At 50.8% G+C, this 23,764-nt stretch carries 20 protein-coding genes and 1 riboswitch; of the genes, 10 read left to right on the top strand and 10 right to left on the bottom strand.

The features are described from left to right. Positions 1–22 precede the first annotated feature (22 nt). Complete coding sequence (locus tag ACZ520_RS11965; protein WP_088564819.1) at positions 23–700, top strand: PilZ domain-containing protein; 678 nt, start codon at positions 23–25, stop codon at positions 698–700. A 65-nt stretch (positions 701–765) separates the two neighbouring features. Beyond that, complete coding sequence (gene folE / locus ACZ520_RS11960) at positions 766–1,494, top strand: GTP cyclohydrolase I FolE (protein WP_464128416.1); 729 nt, start codon at positions 766–768, stop codon at positions 1,492–1,494. 422 nt (positions 1,495–1,916) lie between these two features. On the opposite strand, the gene pepN is transcribed toward folE, so the two are convergent. Continuing rightward, on the bottom strand, positions 1,917–4,535 hold the full coding sequence (gene pepN / locus ACZ520_RS11955) for an aminopeptidase N (RefSeq protein WP_374030614.1): 2,619 nt from the start codon (positions 4,533–4,535) through the stop codon (positions 1,917–1,919). A gap of 26 nt (positions 4,536–4,561) precedes the next feature. On the opposite strand from pepN, the gene ACZ520_RS11950 reads away from it, so the two are divergent. Continuing rightward, entirely contained in the window at positions 4,562–4,918 is a 357-nt protein-coding gene (locus tag ACZ520_RS11950; protein WP_041577782.1) for a VOC family protein, read from the top strand. A 55-nt stretch (positions 4,919–4,973) separates the two neighbouring features. Here ACZ520_RS11950 and ACZ520_RS11945 read toward each other — a convergent pair whose 3' ends face one another. The 3 genes from ACZ520_RS11945 to ahpC all read right to left on the bottom strand — a co-directional run bounded on the left by ACZ520_RS11945 (position 4,974) and on the right by ahpC (position 9,376). Beyond that, positions 4,974–6,953 carry an alpha/beta fold hydrolase gene (locus tag ACZ520_RS11945; protein WP_464125703.1) on the bottom strand — a complete coding sequence of 660 codons (1,980 nt, stop codon included), beginning with the start codon at positions 6,951–6,953 and terminating at the stop codon, positions 4,974–4,976. 110 nt (positions 6,954–7,063) lie between these two features. Then, positions 7,064–8,629 carry an alkyl hydroperoxide reductase subunit F gene (ahpF, locus tag ACZ520_RS11940; RefSeq protein WP_464125701.1) on the bottom strand — a complete coding sequence of 522 codons (1,566 nt, stop codon included), beginning with the start codon at positions 8,627–8,629 and terminating at the stop codon, positions 7,064–7,066. 180 nt (positions 8,630–8,809) lie between these two features. Then, a complete protein-coding gene (gene ahpC, locus ACZ520_RS11935; RefSeq protein ID WP_011164920.1) occupies positions 8,810–9,376 on the bottom strand; it encodes an alkyl hydroperoxide reductase subunit C in 567 nt (188 codons plus the stop codon). Positions 9,377–9,574: 198 nt separating this feature from the next. Here ahpC and ACZ520_RS11930 point away from each other — a divergent pair, with 198 nt between their 5' ends. The 3 genes from ACZ520_RS11930 to ACZ520_RS11920 all read left to right on the top strand — a co-directional run bounded on the left by ACZ520_RS11930 (position 9,575) and on the right by ACZ520_RS11920 (position 11,619). Further along, positions 9,575–10,534, top strand: coding sequence for a hydrogen peroxide-inducible genes activator (locus tag ACZ520_RS11930; protein WP_464125699.1), 960 nt, complete (start codon positions 9,575–9,577; stop codon positions 10,532–10,534). Between the two features lie 10 nt (positions 10,535–10,544). Next, positions 10,545–10,931: a group III truncated hemoglobin gene (locus tag ACZ520_RS11925; RefSeq protein WP_464125697.1), complete on the top strand. Its 387-nt coding sequence runs from the start codon at positions 10,545–10,547 to the stop codon at positions 10,929–10,931. A gap of 103 nt (positions 10,932–11,034) precedes the next feature. Then, on the top strand, positions 11,035–11,619 hold the full coding sequence (locus ACZ520_RS11920) for an alpha/beta hydrolase (RefSeq protein ID WP_088564832.1): 585 nt from the start codon (positions 11,035–11,037) through the stop codon (positions 11,617–11,619). Here the strand turns inward: ACZ520_RS11920 and ACZ520_RS11915 are convergent, their stop codons facing one another. Then, positions 11,620–12,687: an alkaline phosphatase D family protein gene (locus ACZ520_RS11915; protein ID WP_464125695.1), complete on the bottom strand. Its 1,068-nt coding sequence runs from the start codon at positions 12,685–12,687 to the stop codon at positions 11,620–11,622. Between the two features lie 110 nt (positions 12,688–12,797). On the opposite strand from ACZ520_RS11915, the gene ACZ520_RS11910 reads away from it, so the two are divergent. Then, positions 12,798–13,370 (top strand): hypothetical protein, encoded by a 573-nt coding sequence (locus ACZ520_RS11910; protein WP_088564834.1) that lies wholly within the window; start codon positions 12,798–12,800, stop codon positions 13,368–13,370. Between the two features lie 204 nt (positions 13,371–13,574). Here ACZ520_RS11910 and ACZ520_RS11905 read toward each other — a convergent pair whose 3' ends face one another. Further along, positions 13,575–14,741 carry a bifunctional 2-methylcitrate synthase/citrate synthase gene (locus ACZ520_RS11905; protein WP_088564835.1) on the bottom strand — a complete coding sequence of 389 codons (1,167 nt, stop codon included), beginning with the start codon at positions 14,739–14,741 and terminating at the stop codon, positions 13,575–13,577. Between the two features lie 186 nt (positions 14,742–14,927). Between ACZ520_RS11905 and ACZ520_RS11900 the strand changes: the two genes are divergently transcribed. After that, positions 14,928–15,296, top strand: coding sequence for a DUF1304 domain-containing protein (locus ACZ520_RS11900; RefSeq protein ID WP_088564836.1), 369 nt, complete (start codon positions 14,928–14,930; stop codon positions 15,294–15,296). Here the strand turns inward: ACZ520_RS11900 and ACZ520_RS11895 are convergent. The 3 genes from ACZ520_RS11895 to ACZ520_RS11885 form a co-directional block, all read right to left on the bottom strand. Continuing rightward, positions 15,293–16,942, bottom strand: coding sequence for a hypothetical protein (locus ACZ520_RS11895; protein ID WP_464125691.1), 1,650 nt, complete (start codon positions 16,940–16,942; stop codon positions 15,293–15,295). The genes ACZ520_RS11900 and ACZ520_RS11895 overlap by 4 nt on opposite strands. A 78-nt stretch (positions 16,943–17,020) precedes the next feature. Beyond that, complete coding sequence (locus ACZ520_RS11890) at positions 17,021–18,151, bottom strand: metallophosphoesterase family protein (protein ID WP_374030605.1); 1,131 nt, start codon at positions 18,149–18,151, stop codon at positions 17,021–17,023. A 215-nt stretch (positions 18,152–18,366) separates the two neighbouring features. Continuing rightward, positions 18,367–19,386: a lipoate--protein ligase gene (locus tag ACZ520_RS11885; protein WP_416480384.1), complete on the bottom strand. Its 1,020-nt coding sequence runs from the start codon at positions 19,384–19,386 to the stop codon at positions 18,367–18,369. Between the two features lie 139 nt (positions 19,387–19,525). Beyond that, a riboswitch (guanidine-III (ykkC-III) riboswitch) is annotated at positions 19,526–19,587 on the top strand. Positions 19,588–19,610: 23 nt separating this feature from the next. Between ACZ520_RS11885 and sugE the strand changes: the two genes are divergently transcribed. Both sugE and ACZ520_RS11875 read left to right on the top strand, forming a co-directional pair. Next, positions 19,611–19,946: a quaternary ammonium compound efflux SMR transporter SugE gene (sugE, locus tag ACZ520_RS11880; protein WP_088564842.1), complete on the top strand. Its 336-nt coding sequence runs from the start codon at positions 19,611–19,613 to the stop codon at positions 19,944–19,946. Between the two features lie 132 nt (positions 19,947–20,078). After that, entirely contained in the window at positions 20,079–21,884 is a 1,806-nt protein-coding gene (locus ACZ520_RS11875) for a methyl-accepting chemotaxis protein (protein WP_464125689.1), read from the top strand. Here ACZ520_RS11875 and ACZ520_RS11870 read toward each other — a convergent pair. Next, positions 21,881–23,695: a methyl-accepting chemotaxis protein gene (locus tag ACZ520_RS11870; RefSeq protein WP_464125686.1), complete on the bottom strand. Its 1,815-nt coding sequence runs from the start codon at positions 23,693–23,695 to the stop codon at positions 21,881–21,883. The genes ACZ520_RS11875 and ACZ520_RS11870 overlap by 4 nt on opposite strands. Positions 23,696–23,764 lie beyond the last annotated feature (69 nt).

The raw sequence follows: 23,764 nt of genomic DNA, 5'->3' as shown, positions 1-23,764 counted from the left end.
GGCTCTAGCCGATAAGTTTACCATGGAAACAAAATCACCAGCTCTAGAACGTCCTCGTGCAGTGGAAATGGCTGCCGCTGTGCTTATGTTCACGCCTGTGCTTGACCTCATCATGATGCAAAGAACCGGAGTTGCGGTGCTGAACTGGGTGGGTTGGGTGTCTGTATTTGGCGCCGGATTGACGCTCATGATCCGTCACAAGCTGTCCTGGGTCCTGGGGATGATCCTTTGTGGAATCTTTGTGATCAGCACGCTGGTCAGCCTGTTTAAGGGGTTTGGCGTGGTGGACCCGGCGATCAGCACCGCACGGGTGCTGGATTGCCTTTTGGTGCTCTTTATCGTGGGCACGGTGTTTTCATTCTTCCGTTATCCTTACCTGGATCGTCGTCAGAACTGGTTTGCCCCGACGGGAGATCGTTTCGTCGTGGTGACCCCGGTTGTTTTGAACGGCAAAGTAAATGGCGAAACCGTGGATCTGTCCTATACCGGAGCTCGCATTTCCGTGCCGGAAGGCGTGGAGTCTTTCAAAAAAGACCAAGTGCTGACCCTGGTGCTGTCAGAGATCAACGATATTCAGTGCAAAGCCAAGGTCATCGATGTGAAGGACAAAGTCCTCAGAATCCATTTTGACGGTCTGTCTTCGTCAGAGAAAGACCTGCTGCGCCAATGGCTGGGCAGTCAAAATCTACAAAAAACATAATTTAAGACCTTTGAGCTTTGCGAACCTGCCGATTTTAGGGCATAAGTGGGCTTTTCGAGCAGGGAATAACGATGGCAAAAACAACAAAGAAAACCACCAAGAAAACCAGCAAAAAAAGTGTAAAGGCAAAACCAGAATCTCAGTTTGCGGATGTCTCTGCATCCGTGAAGCAGATTTTGGAAAATGTCCGCCCAACTCCGATGATCCACAACGGTCTGACCAACGAAGAAAAGATCGAACGTATCACCGAAAAATTCACCGACATCATGAACACCCTGGGCTTGGATCTGGATGACGATTCTTTGCGTGAAACTCCAAAACGCGTTGCCAAAATGTACGTGAACGAAGTTTTCGGAGGATTGGATCCCAAGAAGTTCCCAAAAATGACCGTCATCGAAAACAAGATGAACTACGATCAAATGATCGTGGTGCAAAACATCGGTTGCCTGTCTTTCTGCGAACACCACTTCCTGCCAATCGACGGCTTCGCAACAGTGGCTTACATCCCAAATAAAAAAGTCATCGGTCTGTCCAAGATCAACCGCATTGTGCAGTACTTCTCCCGCCGCCCACAGGTGCAGGAACGTCTGACAAAACAAATCGCCGACTGCCTTCAATACATCTTGGGCACCGAACACATCGCGGTCCACATCAACGCAAAACACTACTGCGTAATGATGAGAGGCATTGAAGACACCTCCAGCACAACCAGCACGAGCGACCTAAGAGGCCACTTCAAGAGCCGCATGGAAACTCGCGAAGAGTTCCTTGAACACTGCCGAACCAAATACTAGCGGCTGGTGAAAAGGGCCCATCTGACTGCGTTGTCGGCGGGCCTTTTCGCTCCGACGTGCAGGGAGCACGCCTGCGCTGCGAGGGACCGCCTCCGCCTGGGCTACGCCTCAAAATGCCCCTGGCATTTTGTGCATCTGAACCCTTTTGACCAGCCTTGGTCTTGGGTGGGGATGGGGAAATAAAAACACGAAAAAAGCAAAAGGGAGTCTTTCGACTCCCTTTTTTTTATGCGCAATTTTGTATTGGCTTGATCAAGTGTGGATTAAGGGACCGGGAGAGCCTCTGGGAGGCCGCCCGGAAGAGGGCCTTCGGTGGCGCAGGATGCGCGAACCGGGGCAGCGCCCCGGCACCGACTGAGCACGGATGCGTGCCCTCTGAAGCGGCGGGCTCCCAGAGGTTCGCCCGGGCCCGTGCGTTTACCCTAGGTCAAAGCCGATTGCAAAAGTTCGCGAGAGTTCTTGGACAAAGACTCCACCGCAACCATGCGTTTGATTTGAGCCAGGGCCTTTTCCTTCATGGCTGGTTCCAGCTTGGAAACGAAGTTGAAGGCCGCGCACAAACGGGCAGCGACTTGCGGGTTCTTTGGATCGATCTCCAGGATCTTGTCGGCATAGAACTCGTAAGCGTTGGTGTTCGGGTCGTTGAAGCGAACAAGGTTCGCACCAAATGCACGAAGCAGGGAATAAACATTGTTCGGGTTCGTGATGTTGAATGCCGGATGTTTCGTCAATGCTTTGACGTCTTCCAAAGTCTGCGGACGGTGAGCGGTGGCCTGAGCCGTGAACCATTTGTTGATCACCACTGAATCGTTCTTCCATACCTCATAGAAGTTCTGCAGAACTTTTTCACGGTGGACAGAATCTGAATCCGCCAGCAAAGACATCGCCGTCATACGGTCGGTCATGTTCTGAGCTTCCCAGTACTGCTTGTTCACGATGTCCATGATTTCCGGTTCGTGCAGTTCTGCCAGATAAGCCAGGGCCTGATTTTTCAAAGAGCGGTGACCAAAGACTTTCGGGTCACGGCTTTTTGGCTCAACGCCATGGAATTTTTTGTAGATATTCAGCAACTGAGTGCGGTTTACGGTTGCAATCTCTTTGCGCAAAGCTGTGCGGGCTTTATAGAAGGCTTCCGCATCCAATACCGCTTCTTCCTGCGCCAGAACAGCGTAACTTGGCAGTTGCAGCATCTTTGCCTTGAAAGCCGGGTCCATCGCCTGATCTTCCAGAATGGAAGTCATGGTGCTGATGAAACGAGGATCCAAAGTCATCGGTTCTTTGGCGCGCGCCTGCTGGATCATCTTTTTGAACAGACGAAGCCCCAGTTTCTGAGCCATTTCACGACGGTTGAAGGAATCCGTGTCTTTTTCCATCAGGAAATAAAGATCGTTTTCGGAAGCTTCCCAGCGAAGGTTCACCGGAGCCGAGAATTCACGCAAAATCGAAAGCACCGGACGCTCTTTCAAGCCTGTGAACACGTAAGTCTCTTTTCGCTCTTTCAGTTCCATCAGGTTTTTGCCGTCAGAGTTCACTGTGATTTTATCGCAGTTCAATGGCAACTCTTTGCCGGATTTGTCCAGAAGGCCCATCATCAATGGAATGTGGAATGGTTCTTTCGTCGGCTGGCCCGGAGTCGGCGGGCAGCTTTGTTCCAAAGTCACATGGAACTCGCCCTTTTCAGCGTCGAATTTTTCCTGAACAGCAACCACCGGAGTGCCGGCCTGGTTGTACCAGCGGCGGAACTGAGTGAAGTCCTTGTTGTTCGGAGTCGCGATCGCAGACGCAAAGTCTTCTGTCGTCACGGCTTGTCCATCGTGGCGTTTAAAGTATTCATCCATACCTTTGCGGAAGCCCTTGCGGCCCACAATCGTTTGCATCATGCGGATCACTTCAGATCCTTTTTCATAGATCGTCATGGTGAAGAAGTTATCAACCGCCATGCAGGACTCGGGACGAACCGGGTGGGCGTTCGGACCCGCGTCTTCTGCGAACTGGCCAGCTCGCAAAGCATCGACGTCCTCGATACGCTGAACTCCACGGTCGGTCATGTCAGCAGAGAATTCCTGATCGCGGAACACGGTCAGACCTTCTTTCAGGGACAACTGGAACCAATCACGCAAAGTCACGCGGTTGCCGGTGTAGTTGTGGAAGTATTCGTGTGCGACAACGGATTCAATGTTGTGGAAGTCCACATCGGTTGCCGAATCAGAATCCGCCAGCACCAGACGGGAGTTGAAAATGTTCAGCCCTTTGTTTTCCATCGCGCCGGCGTTGAAGTCATCAATCGCCACGATCATGTAGTCGTTCAGGTCGTATTCAAGGCCGAAGACCTCTTCGTCCCATTTCATGGATTTGTGCAGGGATTCCATGGCATGCAGACAGCGGTCCTGCTTGCCGTGGGCCGCGTATACTTCCAGATTCACTTTGCGACCGTTCACAGTTGTGAAAGTGTCGCGGATCACGCCCAAGTCACCCGCAACCAATGCAAACAAGTAGCACGGCTTTTTGTGCGGATCCTGCCAGTAAGCTTTGTGACGGCCGTTACCCAGGTCTTCCACTTTGATGCGATCTCCGTTGGACAGCAAAACCGGGTATTTCTTTTTGTCAGCTTCGATCGTCACGGAATAAGAAGTCATCACATCCGGACGGTCAAAGAAGTAAGTGATCTTTCTGAATCCTTGAGCTTCGCACTGGGTGCAGAAGATGCCGTTGGATTTGTAAAGGCCTTCCAGAGAGGTGTTGTTCTGCGGTTGCAGTTCGGTTTCGATTTCCAATGTGAAGCTGTCGGGAACTGACGGAACAATCAGTTCTTCTGCCGTGATCTGGTATTGGTCGGCATTCAATTGCTGGCCGTTGATTTTGATGGAAACCAGTTTCAATTCCTCGCCATTCAGACGCATCTCACCGGGGTGGGTGCGACGAACCTGGGATTTTGCCACGACTCGACAAAAGTCTTCGTTCAGATTGAAGTCGAGGTTAATGGAATCCACCGTGAAGGCAGGGGATTTATAGTCTTTCAGATAAATTTTTTCTTGTTTCATGCGGCCTCGCTTCAGATAATAGACGGATGAGTTTGCTATTCACTTCTATCACAATAAACACCACGCAGCTACAGGGCATGCTGGGTTTTTATCGAATTATCGGCTTTCAATTTACAGCGTCAAAAGTTGATAAAGGGAGTGAAGTTCACAGAGCCGTTCATAATGGCGTCGAATTTTCCCTGTACAATATCCAAAATCCGCAAAGATCTCAAATTCCAAGCCTGCAACTGGGTTTCAAAATTACGGATTTAGAGAAAACCGTGCAGGAACTTGTTAAAGTTCCCGGTGCCATGTGCATTTTAGACCCCACGGACATGCCTGATGGCAAAAAGGCCATTGTGTTGGATCCTGACGGGCATTCCATCGAACTTTGCGAATTATAAAATAGAAAAAAGCCCCGGGAAACCGGGGCTTTTGCTTTCAGGCCTTTGAAAAGGCTTACTGAGGTGTGGTGATGAACTGCGCCGAAGAGGCTTTCACCTGAGCCTCAATCGGCTCCAGGCGTCCTTTCAGGTACTTTTGCAGGAACTCCTCGGTGATGGCGTTAGCCCCCATGTTATTGGCAGCCTTGGCAAAACCATGGCCCTCGTCAGGGAACAGTACATATTCCACCGGGATCTTTTTCGCCACCATGGCGTTATAGATCTGATCCGCTTCCGCTTTTTTCACGCGCGGATCATTGGCCCCCTGAAGGATCAAAAGTGGTTTTTTGATTTTATCCACATGAGTCAGCGGAGAACGCTCTTTCAAAAGCTTTTTGCCAGCCGCTGTCGTCGGATCGCCCACGCGCTTGTAAAGATTCGCGCGGAAGCTTTCCCAGTACGGTGGAACCGTGTTTAGCAAAGTTTCCAGATTGGAAGGGCCCACGATATCTACCGCAGCCGCAAACGTGTCCGGAGTGAAGGTCACACCCGCCAAAGCGGCATAACCACCATAGGAACCACCCATGATGACAATCTGTTTTGGATCGGCATAGTCGTTTTTAACGGCCCAGTTGACGGCGTCAATCAGGTCGTCGTGCATTTTGCGGCCCCATTGTTTGTCGCCCGCGTTCAGGAACTTTTTCCCGAATCCTGTCGAGGCGCGGAAGTTCACACTCAGAACGTTGTAACCACGATCTGCCAGCCATTGATGGTATGGATTGTAGCCATAGTCATCGCGGCCCCAAGGACCACCATGCACCAGTAAAACCATGGATTTGCCAGCAGGCTTGCGGGCCAAGGTCAGGTAAGAAACCAGTTGATAACCATCACGAGACGGGATTTCAACGGCTTCCATGGCGCTCAGGCGGTCGCCGTAAGGGATCATGGATTTGGTGTGATACAGGGGCTGACTTAAAGTTTCAGTTTTGACGTCATAGAAATAAAACGCCACGGGTTTGTCGGTGGAATCTGCAAACAGCACCCACTGATTTCCATCAAGGCTCATGGAAGTCACGTTGACTTCGGTGTTAAGCTTTTTCTCTATGCTTTCAAAGTGCTTCTGGAAGTCCTTGTCGAAGAACTGAATGTCACGTTTTAGGTAGTAAGAGGATGCCCATAATAGCTTTCCGGTCTGGGGATGCATTTGCAAACCCTGAATATCCGAGCGTTCGTCCGAGGCAATCACTTTGCTTTTATCAGACTTGATATCCCATTCGATCAAAGCGGCTTTGTCACGTTTGCGGCTGTCCAGCAGATAAACTTTGCTGCCGTCGTGAGAAACGTCCACCGCGGAAGAAGTCATGCTATCCTCGAAAGGTACGACGGTCTTTTTAACAAACTTTTTGCTGCCGGCATTCCACAGGAAGATGGTTGATGAGCCATCTTTGTTGGACTGGCTGGCGATGATCGGGTGGAAGTTCTTGTCGAACATGATCCCGGCATAGTTGTCAGTGTTGGTGAAAAGATCCGTGGTGGCTTTGGTTGCGAGATTCAGGATCTTGTAATCGAAGTACTTCGGATCGCGTTCGTTGGTCATGATCACGACTTCCTGAGGGCGCAGGTGACTGGTCTCCGCGATTTGGGAAGTCACTTTGCCAGGCTTGGTGATTTCAGTGATTTCGCCGGTAGTGACGTTCAGGGTGTACAGACCGAAATTTTCATCCCCGGCAACATCCTGACTGAAGGTCAGGACTCCCGGTGTGTAAGTCCAATTGTATCGAAAAATGCCACGCTTGGTGTCGTGAGTGACAGGTTTTGCCGTTTCCGGCTTGCCGAATTCCTGAGCCCAGATGTTCAGAACACCTTTGTGGGCGGAAAGATAAGTCACGTATTTTCCGTCAGGGCTGATTTTAATGCCGGTGATGTCCGGATTTCCAAAGAGAACTTCGCGCGGAATGTATTCTGCGTTCACGGCTTCCTTCTTGTTCAGGGTTTGGCAGGCACTCATGGAAAAAACCAGAGCTGCGAATAGTGGCACCTTCAATGCTATTTTCATTAAATGGACTCCTGTTTTGCAGACCTATCGTAGGTCAGGCCAGAAGGGAGTCAAGAGAGATGCTTTGCGCAGAGAAGGAAAATGGGCCCCAAGAGGGAGGGGCCCATGGATTAAGAATGATACATGCGGTCTTCAAAGGCTGCCAGGGCGGCTTTCGCGCCTTCACCCATGGCGATCACGATTTGCTTGTAAGGCGTCGTGGTGACGTCACCGGCAGCGTAAATGCCTTTCGTCGAAGTACGGCCTTTTTCATCGACGATGATTTCGCCGAACTTGGTCAGCTCCACCGTGTCTTTGAGGAACTGGCTGTTCGGTACCAGGCCGATTTGCACAAAGATGCCATCCAGGTCCATCTTCTCTTCTTTATTAAGAGAACGATCCAGATACTGGATCTGCTGAACCTTGGAGCCATCACCGATGACTTTTTCAGTCTTCGCGCTGGTCACGATGGAAACATTCGGCAGGGATTTCAGCTTGTCGACCAGAATCTTGTCGGCTTTCAGCTGATCGTTGTATTCAAACACCACGACTTCGCGAACAATGCCGGCCAGGTCAATCGCGGCTTCCACGCCTGAGTTTCCTCCGCCGATGACGGCAACTTTCTTGCCTTTATAGAAGGGGCCATCACAGTGTGGGCAGTAAGCCACGCCACGGCCCAGATATTCTTTTTCACCTTCAACACCCAGTTCACGCCATTTCGCCCCTGTAGTGACGATGATCGCGTCGGCTGTCAGGTGTTCGCCACTTTCCAGTTCGATGGCTTTGACTTTGCTTTCCGTGTGGATCTTTTTCACGCGGCGGTTTTCAAGAACTTTGACCGGATAGCTGGCAATGTGCTGATTCAACTGGGCTGCCAGTTGAGGGCCTTCGGTGTAAGTCACACCAATCAGGTTTTCAATGCCTTTGGTTTCCTGCACCTGGCCGCCGATTTTTTCCGTGATCATCGCGGTGGAAAGACCTTTACGAACGGTGTAGATCGCCGCAGACGCCCCCGCAGGGCCGCCGCCGATCACCAGCACATCAAAGTGCCCCAGATTCTTGTTCACAGGTTCAGAGGGGGCGGCATTGGCGTCAACGCCGAAAGTGGATTCCAGTTTTGCCACCAGATCCAAAAGCTGGATACGGCCGGAGTGGAACATTTTTGCGTTCGCCACCAGGCTTGGCACACCTTGGATGCCCAGGGACTTGATGTCGTCCTGAACGTAACCGCCGTCAATGATTTCATGACGAAGACTTCCGTGAATCAAAGCAATCTGATTCAGGGCCTGCACCACCTCAGGACAGTTTTCACAGGTCAAAGAGATGTAAGACTGGATTGTGATGTTTTTGTTCAGACGACGAACGCGGTCCGCGATCACGCTGTCCAAAAGCTTGCCTTTGCCATCGGTGTTCAGGATGGCCAGGATCAACGAAGTGAATTCGTGACCGCCGGGAATACCTTTGAACACGATGCCCGTGGGCTTGCCTTTATAGTCAATGCGGAACTGAGGCATCGGAGAAGTGCCAGACGCATTCTGCGTCAGCGTGATTTTATCAGAGGTGCTGGCAACACTTTGAAGCATGTCCAAAAGATCTTTTTGATCTTCGTGAGAGCTGTTCTCATAGACAAGCTCAACCGTATTCTCCAAGGCACCAAAGACTGATCTTAGTTGTTCAAGAAGAGAAGAGTCTAACATTGTGACCTCCGTTCGGGGGAAATTACCTGAAAATTGCAACTGCTGCGTTGGTCGGCGTCGCCGTACAGGAGTACGGCTTCCTTCTCCCGCCTTGCATTTGCAACTTTCAGCTAATTTCTGTTTCGCGGTTGTTGGCTTGTCCCCGCCGGGGCGGGGACTCGCGTTTGGAAAATCTAAAATTTAGATTTTACCAACCAGATCAAGACCTGGTTTCAGAGTGGATTTGCCTGGAGTCCATTTCGCAGGGCAAACTTCGCCTGGGTTTGCAGCGATGTATTGAGCTGCCTGAGTTTTACGGAACAATTCATCAGCGTTACGGCCGATACCGTTGTCCTGAACTTCAGCCAATACGATTTTACCTTCTGGGTTCACCAGGAAAGTACCACGGTAAGCCAAACCTTCTTCTTCAATGTGCACGCCGAATGCGCGAGTCAATTGGAAGGTAGGGTCTGCCAACATTGGGTATTTGATCTTTTTGATTGTCTCAGAAGCATCATGCCATGCTTTGTGAGTGAAGTGAGTGTCAGTGGAAACACCGTAAACTTCCACGCCGATTTTTTGGAATTCAGCGTATTTGTCAGCCATATCACCCAATTCAGTAGGGCATACGAATGTGAAATCCGCAGGGTAGAAGAAGAAGATGGACCATTTGCCTTTAAGGTCGTTCTGAGTCACGGTTTTGAAATCACCGTGGTGGAAAGCTTGAACTTTGAAATCTGGCACTTTCGTGTTGATGATAGTTTGCATTTATTCTCCTTCGAATAAAGTGGTTAGGTTGTGGCCTTAGGGCCTAAATAAAAATTCAGGTCCACCAGCAGGTTTAGTTGTTAGTGGACATCTTTCGTCTTTGAGACTACGGGATCAACCCTTTTTAGTGAAATCGATTATAAATATGCATTGATAGATTTTGTCTATTGCGGCATAATGGGCCCAAGGAGCCCTTATATGAGCCCGAAAGTGAACTTTTCTTTGACGCAGCTGGAATACGTTATGGCTGTCCATAAGCACGGTCATTTTGCCAAGGCGGCCGAGGCCTGCCACGTGACTCAACCCACGCTCAGCATGCAAATACAGAAGCTGGAAGAGGATTTGGGTGTGGTGATCTTTGACCGATCCAAAAAACCCATTTTACTGACACACATGGGTAAAAAACTGATTTCCCAAATTCAGACGGTCCTTTTTGAGTCCAGAAAAATTGAGAGCATTATTCAGCATGAACAAAAAGGCGCTAAACAAGGAAGCTTGTCTATTGGTGTCATTCCGACGGTGGCTCCGTATCTTTTGCCCCGACTTTTGCCTGTGGTGGAAGAAATGTTCCCGGGTGTGGATCTGAATATCAAAGAAATGCAGACGGACCAGATTCTGGAAGCCCTCAACGGTGATGATATCGATGTCGGTGTTTTGGCGACTCCGACTCAGATGCCGAAGATGTTTGAATTCCCGTTGTACTATGAACCCTTCTATGTCCTGTGCGAAAAGAATCACGAGTACGCCCATATGAAGAAAATCAAATACCAGGCTCTGGGTATGGATGACATCTGGTTGCTGGAAGAGGGCCACTGCCTGCGCAATCAGGTGCTGGATATCTGCTCGGTGAAAAAAGGCAAGGGAGGTGGGCGACGCTACAAGTTTGAAAGTGGCAGTTTGGAAACTTTGAAAAACCTTGTCGACCTTTATGGTGGTTACACGCTTTTGCCGCATCTGGCGACGGAACAACTGGGCGCGCGCAGTCAGATTGTGCCATTTGAGCGTCCGATCCCAGCCCGCGAAATCGGTTTGGTGTACCGCCGTGAACACTACAAAAACGAACTGATTGAAGCTTTGGGTGAAGCCATTCTGAAATCAATTCCGGAAGAGCTGCGTAAGATCCGTCCCAAGGATCTGGATGTATTACCCATTGCATAGGGAGGATTTTATGACCACACCCCCATCAAGAAAACCCCTGGAAAGCCGCGAGGACATCAAGGTTCTGGTCGACGGCTTTTACGCAAAGGTTCGCGCCGATGGACATATCGGTCCGATTTTTACGGATGTAGCGAAAGTGGACTGGGATGAACATCTGCCGAAGCTTTACAATTTCTGGAGTGACCTGCTGTTGGGCGAAGACACCTATCGTGGTCGTCCTTTTCCGCCACACACCAAATTGAATTTGGAGCGCGGGCACTTTGAGCAGTGGCTGCGTCTGTTTGTCGAGACCGTTGATGAGCATTTCGTGGGCCTGAAAGCCAATGAAGCCAAAGAGCGCGCCTATCGTATTGCGCGCAATTTTATGATCAATTTGCAGTTACTCAGTCTGGAGTAAAGACCTCCGTCGGGTCTGTCTGTTGTTTTACGGCAGTTCAGCCCGAATATCTGTGTGCCTTCTGCGGCCTCGTTTTATTTTTAAAGACAGCGGGAGGTTCGCCATGAAACTCACTGTCAATTTCACGTCACAAGGCCGCATGCTGGAAGGAACTTTGTTTTTGCCAGAGGATGCTTCCGAGATCTTTGCAGCCTGCCTGTTTGAAGGTTCAATGACCGGAGCCACGGCGCAAGTGACCGAGCGACTGGCTCGGGAGGTCAGTGCCGAAGGTTTTATCACCCTGATCATGGACCACAGTTATTTCAGTGAAGACGAGCAGGCACCACAACCCTGGGAATCTCCCAGCAAGCGCCTGCAGGATATCCGCGCGGCCCTGGATTTTTTGGAAAACCACGCCAGCGTCGATAAAGAGCGTATCATCGGCGTCGGCGTCAGTGTGGGAGCCGAGTATTTGGCGCAAGTCTGTCAGGAAGGTTGCAGTCTCAAAGGGCTGGTGATTGTGGAAAGCGCCATGGATGACAGCCGCAATCTGGCCGTGGATCATCTGGATATTCCAACACAGGTGGTGGATGAAACCCATCTTGATTCGGCAGTGGACGAAATCGTCCTGTGGGCCCGCACCTTGTTTAACGGCGGTCCTGCGCAGGAATCCGCCGGACGACAGGACTGGAGTGTCTCGGACAAATAGCTATTTCAGTTTGATTTCGACAGAATTCACCACTTTGCTGTTCATGTCGCGAATCTGCATGGACACAGTTTTCATTTTCCAGTCAATTTCGGCCAGGCCGAAGTTTTCCTGGTTGTAGGTGGCACCCACATAGTGACTGTCAGCGTCCGGGTATTTGTTCGGACGGTTCAGAGAGCTGGCAGTGATGTCATAAAGAGGGCCATAACCTTTCAAATCTGTTTTCGCGATCGAGGCAATGTGCCGGTCACCGCTGATGACGATCACATTTTTAGCGCGGGTTGATTTGATCAGATCAAAGAATCTTTGCCGCTCTTTCGGAAAATTTCCCCATTTTTCAAACTGCGGATCATTGGCAATCATCTGAATGCTGCTGATGATAAAACGAACCTGCGCGGGGCGCTCTAGCTGGGCTTCCAGCCACTGCCACTGATTTTCACCCAGAATGGTGCCTTCATCCTGAGGGATGTAATTCATCGCTTTGCCTTCAAAACCCGGGCGTTCTTTCAGCGGGCTGCGATAGTAACGGGTGTCGAGCATAATCACCTGAACCATTTGTTTTTTCGGGCCGATGATTTTGCTGTGGTAAACACCCCCTTGCTCCAGCGGCATGCTGTTGCGGGTGTAGGTCCAATAGTTCATGAAATCACGGCGGGCGGCATCTTTGCCGGCCCATTCATGACCGCCATCGCGCTGGCCAAAGTCATGATCATCCCAGGTCGCCATGAAGGGAACTTTTTCGCGAACGGCGCGATATTCGGGAACCAGATCCAGCTTGCGGTATTGTTCGGCGATGGGTTGCTGTCCGGACCAACTGCCGTAGATGTTGTCACCCGTGAACAAGAACAGATCCGGATTGGTTGCAGCGATGGTGTTCCAGATCGGCTGCGGTTCATCCTGGTTCGCGCAGGAGCCAAAGGCCACACGTTCAATTTTGGCAGAATAATCGATGCCCCGAGACGGCAGGGTGGACACATAAGTGGTCGCCAGATGCTGAACGTGGGTGGCTTTGTCCGGGGTCTTGTGGGTGCAGGCAGAAAGCGCCAGTACCAGCAGAATCATTCGCTTCATTCGGTCTCCTTGAAACAGTTCAGGGGTATTTCAATAAACCCCGGCGTTTTTGGCAACCATCTTTTGTCTCAAATTCAGACACGGCACGGGCCTTGTATTGATTCTTTGGTATGACGAATAAAATGAAACTTTACAGCAGAACTCTGGCGATTTTCTTTGTGGGGCTGACTCTTCTGGCAGGTGAACTGTCATTAGCTTCACTTCAGCGCAAAAGTCTCACGGTGAGACAGCCGACAAAGGGCGCCGCTGTACATGGATTGGCATCCAAACAAAAGCTGCTGCTGGGTTTGAACAAAGCCAAAACTTCCGCTGAAGGCCTGGATTTGCAAATCGGCCGCTATCTGGAGATTTCCTCGATGGGTGCGTTTCAGCGCTGGCAGAAGAATATTGATTTCGATGCCGTTAAGGACGAGTACTCGCAGCGCGTGCTGAATCATCTGCAGGCGATGACGGAACTGATGAAGCTTCGTCGTTCCAGTCACGGTCAGTTCAAAAAGCTGTATGAATTTGATTTTCAGAACCTGATCCGAAAAAGTGACTATGTGCTGTCAGTGAATACGACTCGCACAACGCTGGAGCATTCCAGTGAAGATCCGGCCTTTGCCGCGCAAGCCGAGCGAACGCTGGCGGACTATAACGAAGAAAGAATGCGCTACGACTCCAAAATGATCGCACTTAACTAAGGATGGTGAAAAAGGCCCTTCTGACTGCGTTGTCGGGGGACCTCTTTCTCTCCGACGTGCTAGAAGCACGCCTCCGTTTCAGAGAACCCCCTCCGCCTTGCATAAGGACCTTTTTGACCATCCTTTTAAAAGGTACCTGCTTACTTTTGCATAAAAAAAGGGAGCCAGAAGGCTCCCTTTTTCGTTTTAACTTTTGGTTAAAAACTATTTGCGCTCGCTGATAGGAGTCACTTTGCGCTGTTCAGCACCCACGTACTCGGAAAGAGGACGGATGATGCGGTTGTCAGCAGTTTGTTCCATGATGTGAGCAGACCAGCCGGTTGTACGAGCCATTACGAAGATCGGCGTGAAGAAGTCGATCTCGAAGCCCATCATGTAGTAAGCAGGACCCGCTGGGAAATCCAGGTTCGGGTAGATCTTTTTCTTGTCTACCATGACTTTTTCCAAAGCCGTGTACATCTGCATCCATTTTTGTTCGCCAGTCACGTCAGCCATAACTTGAGCGTACTTTTTCATGGTTGGAACGCGGGAATCGCCAGAGCGGTAAACGCGGTGACCGAAGCCCATGACTTTTTTCTTCTGCGCCAAAGCATCCAGCATCCACTGTTCTGCTTTCGCAGGATCAGCGATTTCCTTCATCATGTGCATAACCATTTCATTCGCGCCACCGTGCAAAGGACCTTTCAGGGCACCGATACCTGCAACAGTTGCAGAGTAGATGTCAGACTGAGTGGAAGTCACAACACGCGCTGTGAACGTAGAGGCATTGAAGCTGTGTTCAGCGTAAAGGATCAAAGAAACGTCAAAAGCCTTAACAACTTCTTTTTGTGGAACTTTACCGAAGCACATGTGGAAGAAGTTTTCCGCGATGGACAAATCAGCTTTCGGTGGAATGAAATCCAGACCTTTTTTGAAACGGTAGTCAGCAGCCACCATGGTCGGGATTTTCGCCAGCAACATCATGGCTTTGTCCATGTTTGTCGCAGGAGAAGAATCCCAGATACGTGCATCTTCAGCGCCCAGGAAGGAAACAGCCGTGCGGATGGAATCCATTGGGTGACATTTTTGTGGAAGTGCTTTGATCACGTTCAACAAAGTAGTGGAGATTTCACGGTAGCTGCGCTCTTTTTTGGAGAACTCAGCAAGTTGACCTGCATTTGGCAGCTCGCCATTGTACATCAGGAATGCCACTTCTTCGAAAGAGCAGTTTTCAGCCAGGTCTTGAACCGGGTAACCGCGATAGATCAAAGAGTTGGTGTGAGGGTTTACTTTGGATACAGAAGACGTATCCATAACAACGCCATCAAGACCCTTTTTAACGTTCATTTTCTCTGGTTCTGGAACATAATCTGGATTGATATACTCAGCCATTTTTCCTCCGGCGAAATCCGCGCAGACGACGCCCATTCGAATGATTAGGAATCGGTGCGTTATATTGCTAATGATTAACGACCAAAGCTAGCGCGGCACCTGAAGCCGGTCAAGAGTTCGTGCAGGGACTCTACTTTGCGCAGCGGCGGGATTGACGAACGGGAAAGGCCTCCGCACACTTAGACTATGGAAATATCATTCGCTCTCGTTCCGGCACTTATTCATGTGTACATTTTTGCTCTGGAAAGCCTGCTTTGGGGGCGTAAAAGAACCAATAAGACTTTTGGCGTCACGGAAAGTGAAGCCGCGACCACCAAACTGATGGCCTTTAACCAGGGTTTTTATAACTTGTTTTTGGCGGTGGCGATTTTGCTCGGTTTGCATTTGCGAACAGGGGAGGTCACCCACGCGGCAGGCACCACCCTGGTGATTTATGGTTTGGTGTCCATCATTGCGGCGGGCCTGGTGTTGATCTTGTCGTCACGCCGTTTATGGCGGGCAGCGCTGGTGCAAATCGTACCGGCTGCCATCGCTCTGGGGCCGTTCCTTTTCTAGAACTGCCCTTCACACACGCCCGGTGTTGTCGTCAGCACCGGATTCGGGTTGTTTGAGAAGTAATCCTTGATATCCAAGTCCAGGTACAGACTTCCGCTTTTGCAGTTTTTGTAAAGTGCGCGGTACAAGCTGAGCAAATTGTTTTTGAAGATCTTGTATTCCGCCGCCGTGAACTGCAATGAGTTGCGGAAATAAGTTTCCATGGCCAATTGGGTTTCAGGCGTGCCAAAGACCTGACCGTACAAACGCATCACACCCTTATAAGTCTGAGGGCTGAAGTGTTTTACCACCATGGTCGCATTCAGGAACAGATCCGCATTGTCCTTCCAACTGTCATATGTGGCAGAGGTTTTTTTGACATCTGCAATCAGAGCGTATTTTTTGGCGGTGTTCATGTCAAAGCCACCGTCGTTGTCTTTCAGAAGCATGACCTTCAAAGAAACACCGGTTTGCTTGATGGCGCCTAATACCTCCACTTCAGCCGGGGTCAACGTGTTTGCGGGCTTCGCCAGAAGCTCTTTGTATTTTTTGTCCGAGATACTGTCCAAGGTGCCCTGCGCAGTTTTAAAGAACTGGCGGCGTTTGTAGTGGATGTTGCCGATACGATCAGCCTGATCCAGCAGGAAGTCCATCACCAGCATGTCAGATGAATCCTGCATGCCCAGCATCTTCTGACCGGCTTTACTCAATTCGTTGCTGCCCAGAATTTGTGAAACAGGGCGGGGATCTTTCAGCAGAGGCCAAAAGACACTGCTGTTGCGGAACTGATCGATGCGGGTCTTGTCCGATTTTAAACCGAAGGCCTCAGCATACAGTTCTTCGTTCCCGGGGTTTTCAGACAGGACGCCGAAGACCTGCAGTTTGTCTTCGGTCAGGATGCGTGGTGTCCAGTAAGCTGTGCTGTTCGCAGAAAGCCCGCGGCGTTTGCCGTCTTTGTAGAATGAAGTGGGAACAATGCCCAGGCCGTGAGGTGGCTTCGTGTACACATCCGGCAGTTGGGCGACGTTGCCGTGTTTTGCGCGAACCAAATGGCCGATCTGATCGTACCAGTATTGATTCAAATAGGTGTTGCCCATTTGCAAACCCAGATAGCGTCCGGCCAAAGCATGATCCAAAACTGTGTCCAGGCTCACCGTGCGAAGAACGCTGGGTGGAACGTCCACGGATTTAAACAACTGAGTCAGACGGGAATAACCCAGAATGCTTCCCACAGAAACGCCGGGGGCGGCAAACTTGAATTTCGCCTCTTTGTCTGGATAGCCGGATTTGGCCTTCAGGGCTTTTTTCGCGGAACGGGTCAGAGGGCAGACGGCTTTTTGAAATTGCGCCTCGGTCATTCCTTTGGGGACGGTGTAGAATTCCACCGCGACAGAGGTGCTGTTCACTTTCGGGCACCCATAAAACATCTGTGTCTTGGGATGATCGCAGCGGGTGGGGTACAGATTCATCGCACAAAGAGCGTCTTCGTCTTTGTTGATTTTGTTTTCCAGTCCCGGGAACCTTTGCAGAAGGTAGCACTTTTCCGGGATGGCTTTTCCCGAAACTTCAATGTTGTAGGTTTTTACAGCGTGTTTATCAAATTGAGGATCCAGATAGCTGTAGGCATTTGAACTGATCAGTGCGAAAGATAGAAATGCAGCAAACATGGAAAAGTCTCCGTATTGTGAAGCACGGAGACTAGGACTGCCGAAATCAAAAACCAAGTTACTTTATTGCAAGCAAAATCAGCGCACGTACTTGACGCCGTTTTTTGCATCCAGCGTGAGTGAAGCGGGCAGGGAGCTGAGGCTTTGTTGCGTGCCAGATGAATTGTAATAGCGAATGGTCAGTTGATTCGTTTCAGAAAAGACAAGTTCCACATAGCCCTGCGGAGTGCGTGTGCTGGTGCCCACCAGGTAACGGGGCGAGCTGCCTGCACACGGCATGGAAACCACCTGTAATTTTTTTCCATCAGGATAAGTGTAGTGACCGGAATAGAATCCATGGGAATGACCAAAGATGACCAGATCCACATTGTGGCTCAGTAAGATGGCCTCCAAGGTGTTGCTTCCTGCGGTCCGTCTTTCACCGGCCAGAACACCATTTTCATAAACCGTCGAGCTGTTGGCTTTGCTGCTGACAATCGAATACAGAGGGATGTGACCATAGACCACGCGGGCCCGGGCCCCTTTGGCGCGGGCGGAAGACAGTTGTTCCTTCAACCATGCCAACTGGGCCGTGCGGTTGGAAAGTTTTGAATAATTCGCATCATCCAAAGAAACGAAGAAAACATCTTCCTTGATGAAAGAGTAATAGAACGGAAAGTTGTCATCATCGACGTATTCCACGTTGGGTTTGTTTTTGCCCCAGAAGGAATCATACAAACGGCGTTCCTGCGCATAATAGGCATCGTGATTGCCCGGAGTCGCCAAAAACGGAATGTTTGCATCGCGCATGAAGGACAGAACTTTTTTCGAGAACTGATTCCACATGTTCACATAGGTGCTGTCGGAAAGGCTTTTCTTTTCGCCATCGATATAATCCCCCACGCCCAGAATGGCCGCGGGCTGGCGTGCGATCATGGATTTAACGATCGAGATGGTGGCGCTGGCATAGGTTCCGCTGGTGTCGATGTTCATGTCAGCGAAAGCGTGAATCTTCAGGGATTTGGCGCTGTCTTTGATTTCATCGTCGGGTTCAGGGGATGTCGGCGTTGACGGATCTTCCGTCCCCGGAACTGACTGGGAATTGTCTGTGTCCGGACCCGGAAGGGCTGTGCTTAGGACGTCAGAAGTTGAAGGGGCACACGCAGCAAGAGTTGAAACGAGCAAAAAGGCCGCAAGAATGGTTTTGGAGGCGGTGACTTTTGTTTTCATACAGTATGTATCGTAACAAAGGTCCGATTTATTAAGCCAAATTAATGCGGAATGTGAGGATGTAAAATGGACTCAGGTCTAAGTTCATTTTCTTGCTGGAGCTATAGACAGTTTTTGTGAAATTGCAGAGTGAACTGGAGTGATTGTAATAAACGGGATGAATGGCGTGTTGCTTCGGCAGTGGGGCTGCCGAAGCCTGAACAGTTTATGTTTGTTTAGATTTCGATATTTTTGCAGAGCCACTCTTCCACTTCGGAAAGGCCCAGATTCAGTTCTGTATGTTTGCCGCGAACACTCATCAGCGCTTCGCGAACAGCGTCTCCACGATAGGCTTTGCCACGCAAAGACTCGGTTAGATCTTCAATCACATGCGGATACAGACAGTCGGTGTAGATTTTCAAATCCTTGATCTGTCCGTCCTCCACTTTGAAATGGAAGTCAAAGAAACCCAGTGACAGGTATTCATCCATCTTGTGGCTGAACTCCAGGGTGTTGCCGTACAGCCATTCCCAGGAACTGAGCAGGTCGTACTGCTCTTTGAGTTCCGGAATCAGTTTCAGACTTTCCATGGTCAAAGATTCCACTTCGGCTTTGCCCGCATAGAAGTTTTCAAAGGACTTCACCATCGTGGTCACGATTTGATCGTGATTGATGCCCGGGGAAACTTCGGTCAGATTTGCCACGCGGGCGCGAACGGATTCTTTGCCCTTGGCCTGAAGTTTCTTGGGATTTGGTGTCAGGTAATTTCCCAGGCGGGTCAGGTCGGTATTCAACAGCAAGGTTCCGTGATGGAAAGCGCGGTCCTTTTTTTCACGGTAGGCGCTGCCGCTGAACTTGCGCGGACCATCGGGGAACGGGATCAGCAGATCATTGCGGCCGGAAGCCTCTCCCTGAATGCCGAAAGTCTTCAAGGCATCAAAGATGATCTGCACATTGTTTTCGCGCTTATAGGATTCTTTCGGCGACAGGAAGGTGAAGTTGGTGTTTTGCAGATCATGAAAAACCGCGCCACCGCCCGTCGTGCGACGGGCCAGGTGAACTTTTTCGTCTTTCATTTTTGCGAGGTTGCATTCAGACCAGGGGTTCTGGTTGCGCCCGATCACCACGGTTTCTTCGTTGCGCCACAGGAACAGCACCTGCTGGGAAGGATCCAGATTGTGAAAGATCCATTCTTCCGTGGCCAGATTAAGGTGAGGATTCAAACTGTCTGACAGAAACACTTTAAGCTTTTGCATAGGTCTGAACCTAGTCCGCCATTGAGGATGGGTCAAGAACGAGGCGGCGCAGGAAGGGAAGAGCAAGCCCGTTCTTTCCCCAAATGAGTCTGAACTTTACTTTTTGCCTGTTTTGCGCTTTAATGATCGGGTATTTCAGTTTCTGCGACTGATGTGCCCGGACGATGTGCGACGTACCCGGTCAGGACAAGACGACGCTTTTTTCTAACGAAAGGAGTGTTGGTATGTCTAACACAGTAGCATGGATCATTTTGGCAATCGCAGGTCTTCTTGAAGTCGGTTGGGCTATCGGCCTTAAATACACCGAAGGTTTCACAAAACTCGTTCCTAGTGTTCTGACGCTGGTTGCGCTTGCGGGCAGTATGTTTTTGCTGGCGCGGGCGGCGACCGTGCTTCCCATCGGCACAGCCTACGGTGTGTGGGTGGGAATCGGCGCTTTGGGGGCAGCGATTCTGGGGATTTTCCTGTTCAATGAGGCTGCGACCCCGGCTCGCCTGTTCTTCCTAGCTTTGCTGTTGATTTCCATCATTGGTCTGAAAATGACGGCCGGCGGGCACTAAAGTCCCTCATTCCAACGGGGGAGTATTCTGAAAAAAGATCAAATTTGAGAGGGGATTTGGACTATAGTCCTCTCTCTATTGCCAGTTTTTCATCCGAATCTGTCCAGGTTCGGATAAAGCTGGAGTTGTCGTATGTTCTTCCGTGGATTCAGAAAACTTTCATTCACTCAACAGTTAACGTTGCCTATCGCTCTTGTCGGAACGGTGGTGCTGGGAGGCATTGCCTTCCTTGCGGTGCAGGACTCGTTTAGGGACGCCAAAAAGGCGGCGCACTCGATGTCTGAAGAGATGGGCCGCAAATATGCCCAGCAGATTAAATCGTATCTGGATAAATCGTTTGCTCAGGCCGAAGTGGTCGGGCGCCATTTAGCGATGGAGACTGAAACTCATCAGCAGGATCGCAGGAAAAGCTATCAGTTGTTGCGTGAAGTGCTGAAAAGTGATTCCCAGTATCTGGCGACCTGGTCCGCCTGGGAGCCCAATGCCTATGATGGGAAAGACGCGCAGTTTGCCAACACCGAATATCACGAAAAGACCGGACGGGTGTATCCGTGGTGGGTCCGTCAGGGTGATGAGATTATTTTTAAGACCTTGTTGAATGAAGAAACCCCGGATCTGGGCGACTGGTATTTCCAGCCGATGCAAAGCAAACAAAGCATGCTGGTGGAGCCTTACAAGGACACGGTCAACGGCAAAGAGCTGGTGATGACTTCCGCGGTCTATACGGTTGTGCAGAATGGGACCGCCAAGGGCCTGGTGGGCATTGATATCAGTCTGGATAAAATCAAAGAACTTGTGGCAGAGATCCGTCCTTTTGCTGATTCCCAGTCCTTCCTTGTTTCGGATAAAATGATGGTGGTCGCCGGGCCCCATCAGGACGAGGTGATGCGGGAATATAAAGCCGGAGCGGCTTTGCGGGCCCTGTTGCAAAAGCATGAAATCGGCAGCATCGACATTGATACCGAACGCGGCAAAGAATTTTTCCTGGTGATGCCGGTGTCGATCTATGATCTTTCGCAGAAGTGGACTCTGGTGATCCGCACTCCGGAAAAAACCATTCTGGCTTCCGCGTATGCGTCACTTTGGAGACAACTGGGGTTTTCTCTGGTGGGTCTTCTGATGCTGATGTCTGTGGTGTACTTTGGCGCCAAGCGTTCCGAGAAAAAGATTTCAACGTTGTCCCAGGGGTTGAGCACATCCTCTGCTGGGATCACGGAGGATATTCAGCATTTGAATTCCACCGGTGGCCAACTGGCAGAATCCTCAACCCGGGCGGCCGCTTCAATCGAGGAAACGGTGGCGTCTTTGGAGGAAATCACCTCGATGGTGCGCTTAAACACCGGCAACGCCCAGAATGCGGCAATGTTGTCGGGGGATTCCGCACGTCTGGCGAAGACGGGCGAGGAAAAAATTCTGGAACTGGTGCAGACCATGACCCAGATTGAGTCCTCGTCCCAGAAAATTGAAGAGATTATTTCAATCATCGACGATATTGCCTTCCAGACAAATCTGCTGGCGCTGAATGCTTCCGTGGAAGCCGCCCGCGCCGGCGAACACGGCAAAGGCTTTGCGGTGGTGGCCGAGGCCGTGCGCTCGCTGGCCCAGCGGTCCGCCGTGGCGGCCAAAGATATCACCCAGTTGATTTCCACCAGCGTGGTGCAGGTGAAGCAGGGGACGGTTTTGGTTCGCGCCAACGGGGATGTGTTGAAACAGATGTCCTTAAGTATTGAAAAAGTGGCGACACTGAATTCAGAAATTGCCAGCGCCAGTCAGCAGCAGTCCGCTGGCATTGAGCAGATCAACGTGGCCATCAACCAACTGGATCAGGTTATTCAAAGCAATGCGGCGGAAGCCGGCGAGATCGTGAACACCGCCGCCCACATCAGTGAAAAATCTGAAGTGATGAATTCGACGGTGAAGGTGCTGAGCGCCGCCTAGCTCCCGTGAACCACCATGTTCATCTCGGTCACGACAGTCTTCATCACATGGGCCTGGTTCAGGATTTCCTGAACCGTGGCTGAAATCTCCTCGGCCGAAGCGGCATTGGTCTGTATGGCCTGATCCAGAGAATTCATGGCTTTGCTGATCTGCTGAATACCGGTGGACTGTTCGTCGCTGGCTGAAGAGATCTCACCATTCAGATGGCTGACCTTGCGAACCGAATCCACAATTTCTTTCAGGTTGGTATTGGAGCTTTCTGCCTTGCTGCTGCCGCGCTGAACCTTTTCAATGGAGTCATTGATAAGACTGTTGATGTCTTTGGCGGCGGTCGCGGACTTTTGCGCCAGAGTTCTGACGGCATCAGCCACCACGGCAAAGCCTTTGCCGTGTTCTCCGGCGCGGGCGGCTTCCACCGAGGCATTCAGCGCCAGCAGGTTCGTCTGGAAAGCCAGATCATCGATGACCCCGTTGATTTCGGCGATTTTTTTGGACGAGTCCGTGATTTCATCCATGGCTCCGACCAGGGCGCTCATTTCTGTGTTACCGCGTTCCGCACTTTGATTGGAGTCCGACGACAGGCGAGCGGCTTCCTTGGCATTATCGGCATTCATTTTTACCATGGAAGTCAGTTCTTCAAGACTGGCCACGGTTTCTTCGATGGAGGCTGCGGACTCTGTTGCGGACTGGGCCAGATTCTGGCCGGCGCGGCTGAGCTGGTCGATCGCAGCCGTCACCACGTTTTCAGCCTGATCCAGGCTGGCGGTGAGAGCAGTGAACCGACGGGAGATCCGGCGGGAAATCATAAAGACCGCAACGCCCATCACCAGAAGGCAGATCAGAAACACGATCAACTGGCTCCATAGCAGGGAGTAAGCACTGGCCAATACTGTTTTTACGGGCGTTGAAATCAGCACTCCCCAGAATGTTTTTGAATAGGGAATGGAAACCGGCACCAGCAGATTCAGGATTTCCTCTCCGGACTGGCTGTCCCGGCCGGACTTAAGCAGCAGGCGCCCTTCGCGCAAGGCCTGTTTAAACTCGGCCTCGGCGAATGGCAAAGTGACTGCTTTCCCAACCTGGCTGGGCTCTGGATTAGTGACATAATTGAAGCGGTCTGAAATCAGAAAGCCGACAGATGTTTCATACGGTTTCACGGCCGAGATTTGTTTGTCCAGTTGGGACAGCAGCAGATCCACACCCACAACCCCCATCAGCTTTTCACCCTCATAAAGGGGAGCCGCCGCAGAGGACATCAGCAGATTCTGTCCATTGACTTCGTCATAGTAGGGCTCAGTCAGAATGCGATGACCTGCATTTTTAGGGGCCAGGTAAAATTCGCCGTTGTAGTTGATGTCATTTTCCCAGGTCAGGGATCCGTTTTCACCCGAGCGGTTCCAGTACGGGCCGAACCCGCCGATCTTTTCATAACCCGGCTGTCCCAGATAATGAGCATCCTGTCCGTCGAATGCGTTGGGCTCGAAGGTGGCCCACAAACCAAAGACAGACGGGGCCTGCTCAAGCATGGTCTTTAAAACGGCGTTGACCTCTGCGCGCTGTTTGGAGTGTTGTTTGCGCATGGTGCCCAGGTAGGCTTCCACTTGTTGCGCCACCATAAGGCTTGTATCCAAATCCGCTTTGAAGGCGTTGGCAAAGGCTTCAGCTGATTTTGTGACCTTGAACTCGGCATCGGCTTGCGCGGTTTTAAAACTGCGTGATGCTGAAAAGTAGGTTAAAAGTCCCAGAGCGATGAAAGTGATTGTTAGAATGGGCAGGGCAATTTTGGTCTGTAAAGAGAACTCTTTCTTCATTGATCTATCTTAGAAGAGAATGTGAGCTCTGACGCCTTGGAAAAGACAATTAAGACTCTGGTCGAAGTT

The organism is Bdellovibrio sp. BIS2, from assembly GCF_055398295.1.
Note: the sequence above shows the minus strand (reverse complement) of the source record. Positions and strands in the feature narration are given on the sequence as shown.

Excerpts from the sequence above, each read along its gene's own strand:
- ACZ520_RS11930 (WP_464125699.1), top strand. The coding sequence starts at position 9,575 with ATGAGCCCGAAAGTGAACTTTTCTTTGACGCAGCTGGAATACGTTATG.
- ACZ520_RS11920 (WP_088564832.1), top strand. The coding sequence starts at position 11,035 with ATGAAACTCACTGTCAATTTCACGTCACAAGGCCGCATGCTGGAAGGA.
- ACZ520_RS11905 (WP_088564835.1), bottom strand. The coding sequence starts at position 14,741 with ATGGCTGAGTATATCAATCCAGATTATGTTCCAGAACCAGAGAAAATG.
- sugE (WP_088564842.1), top strand. The coding sequence starts at position 19,611 with ATGTCTAACACAGTAGCATGGATCATTTTGGCAATCGCAGGTCTTCTT.
- ACZ520_RS11925 (WP_464125697.1), top strand. The coding sequence starts at position 10,545 with ATGACCACACCCCCATCAAGAAAACCCCTGGAAAGCCGCGAGGACATC.
- ACZ520_RS11950 (WP_041577782.1), top strand. The coding sequence starts at position 4,562 with ATGAGTTTGCTATTCACTTCTATCACAATAAACACCACGCAGCTACAG.
- ACZ520_RS11890 (WP_374030605.1), bottom strand. The coding sequence starts at position 18,151 with ATGAAAACAAAAGTCACCGCCTCCAAAACCATTCTTGCGGCCTTTTTG.
- ACZ520_RS11945 (WP_464125703.1), bottom strand. The coding sequence starts at position 6,953 with ATGAAAATAGCATTGAAGGTGCCACTATTCGCAGCTCTGGTTTTTTCC.
- ACZ520_RS11895 (WP_464125691.1), bottom strand. The coding sequence starts at position 16,942 with ATGTTTGCTGCATTTCTATCTTTCGCACTGATCAGTTCAAATGCCTAC.
- ACZ520_RS11885 (WP_416480384.1), bottom strand. The coding sequence starts at position 19,386 with ATGCAAAAGCTTAAAGTGTTTCTGTCAGACAGTTTGAATCCTCACCTT.
- ACZ520_RS11965 (WP_088564819.1), top strand. The coding sequence starts at position 23 with ATGGAAACAAAATCACCAGCTCTAGAACGTCCTCGTGCAGTGGAAATG.
- ahpC (WP_011164920.1), bottom strand. The coding sequence starts at position 9,376 with ATGCAAACTATCATCAACACGAAAGTGCCAGATTTCAAAGTTCAAGCT.
- ahpF (WP_464125701.1), bottom strand. The coding sequence starts at position 8,629 with ATGTTAGACTCTTCTCTTCTTGAACAACTAAGATCAGTCTTTGGTGCC.
- ACZ520_RS11875 (WP_464125689.1), top strand. The coding sequence starts at position 20,079 with ATGTTCTTCCGTGGATTCAGAAAACTTTCATTCACTCAACAGTTAACG.
- ACZ520_RS11870 (WP_464125686.1), bottom strand. The coding sequence starts at position 23,695 with ATGAAGAAAGAGTTCTCTTTACAGACCAAAATTGCCCTGCCCATTCTA.
- ACZ520_RS11910 (WP_088564834.1), top strand. The coding sequence starts at position 12,798 with ATGACGAATAAAATGAAACTTTACAGCAGAACTCTGGCGATTTTCTTT.
- ACZ520_RS11915 (WP_464125695.1), bottom strand. The coding sequence starts at position 12,687 with ATGAAGCGAATGATTCTGCTGGTACTGGCGCTTTCTGCCTGCACCCAC.
- pepN (WP_374030614.1), bottom strand. The coding sequence starts at position 4,535 with ATGAAACAAGAAAAAATTTATCTGAAAGACTATAAATCCCCTGCCTTC.
- ACZ520_RS11900 (WP_088564836.1), top strand. The coding sequence starts at position 14,928 with ATGGAAATATCATTCGCTCTCGTTCCGGCACTTATTCATGTGTACATT.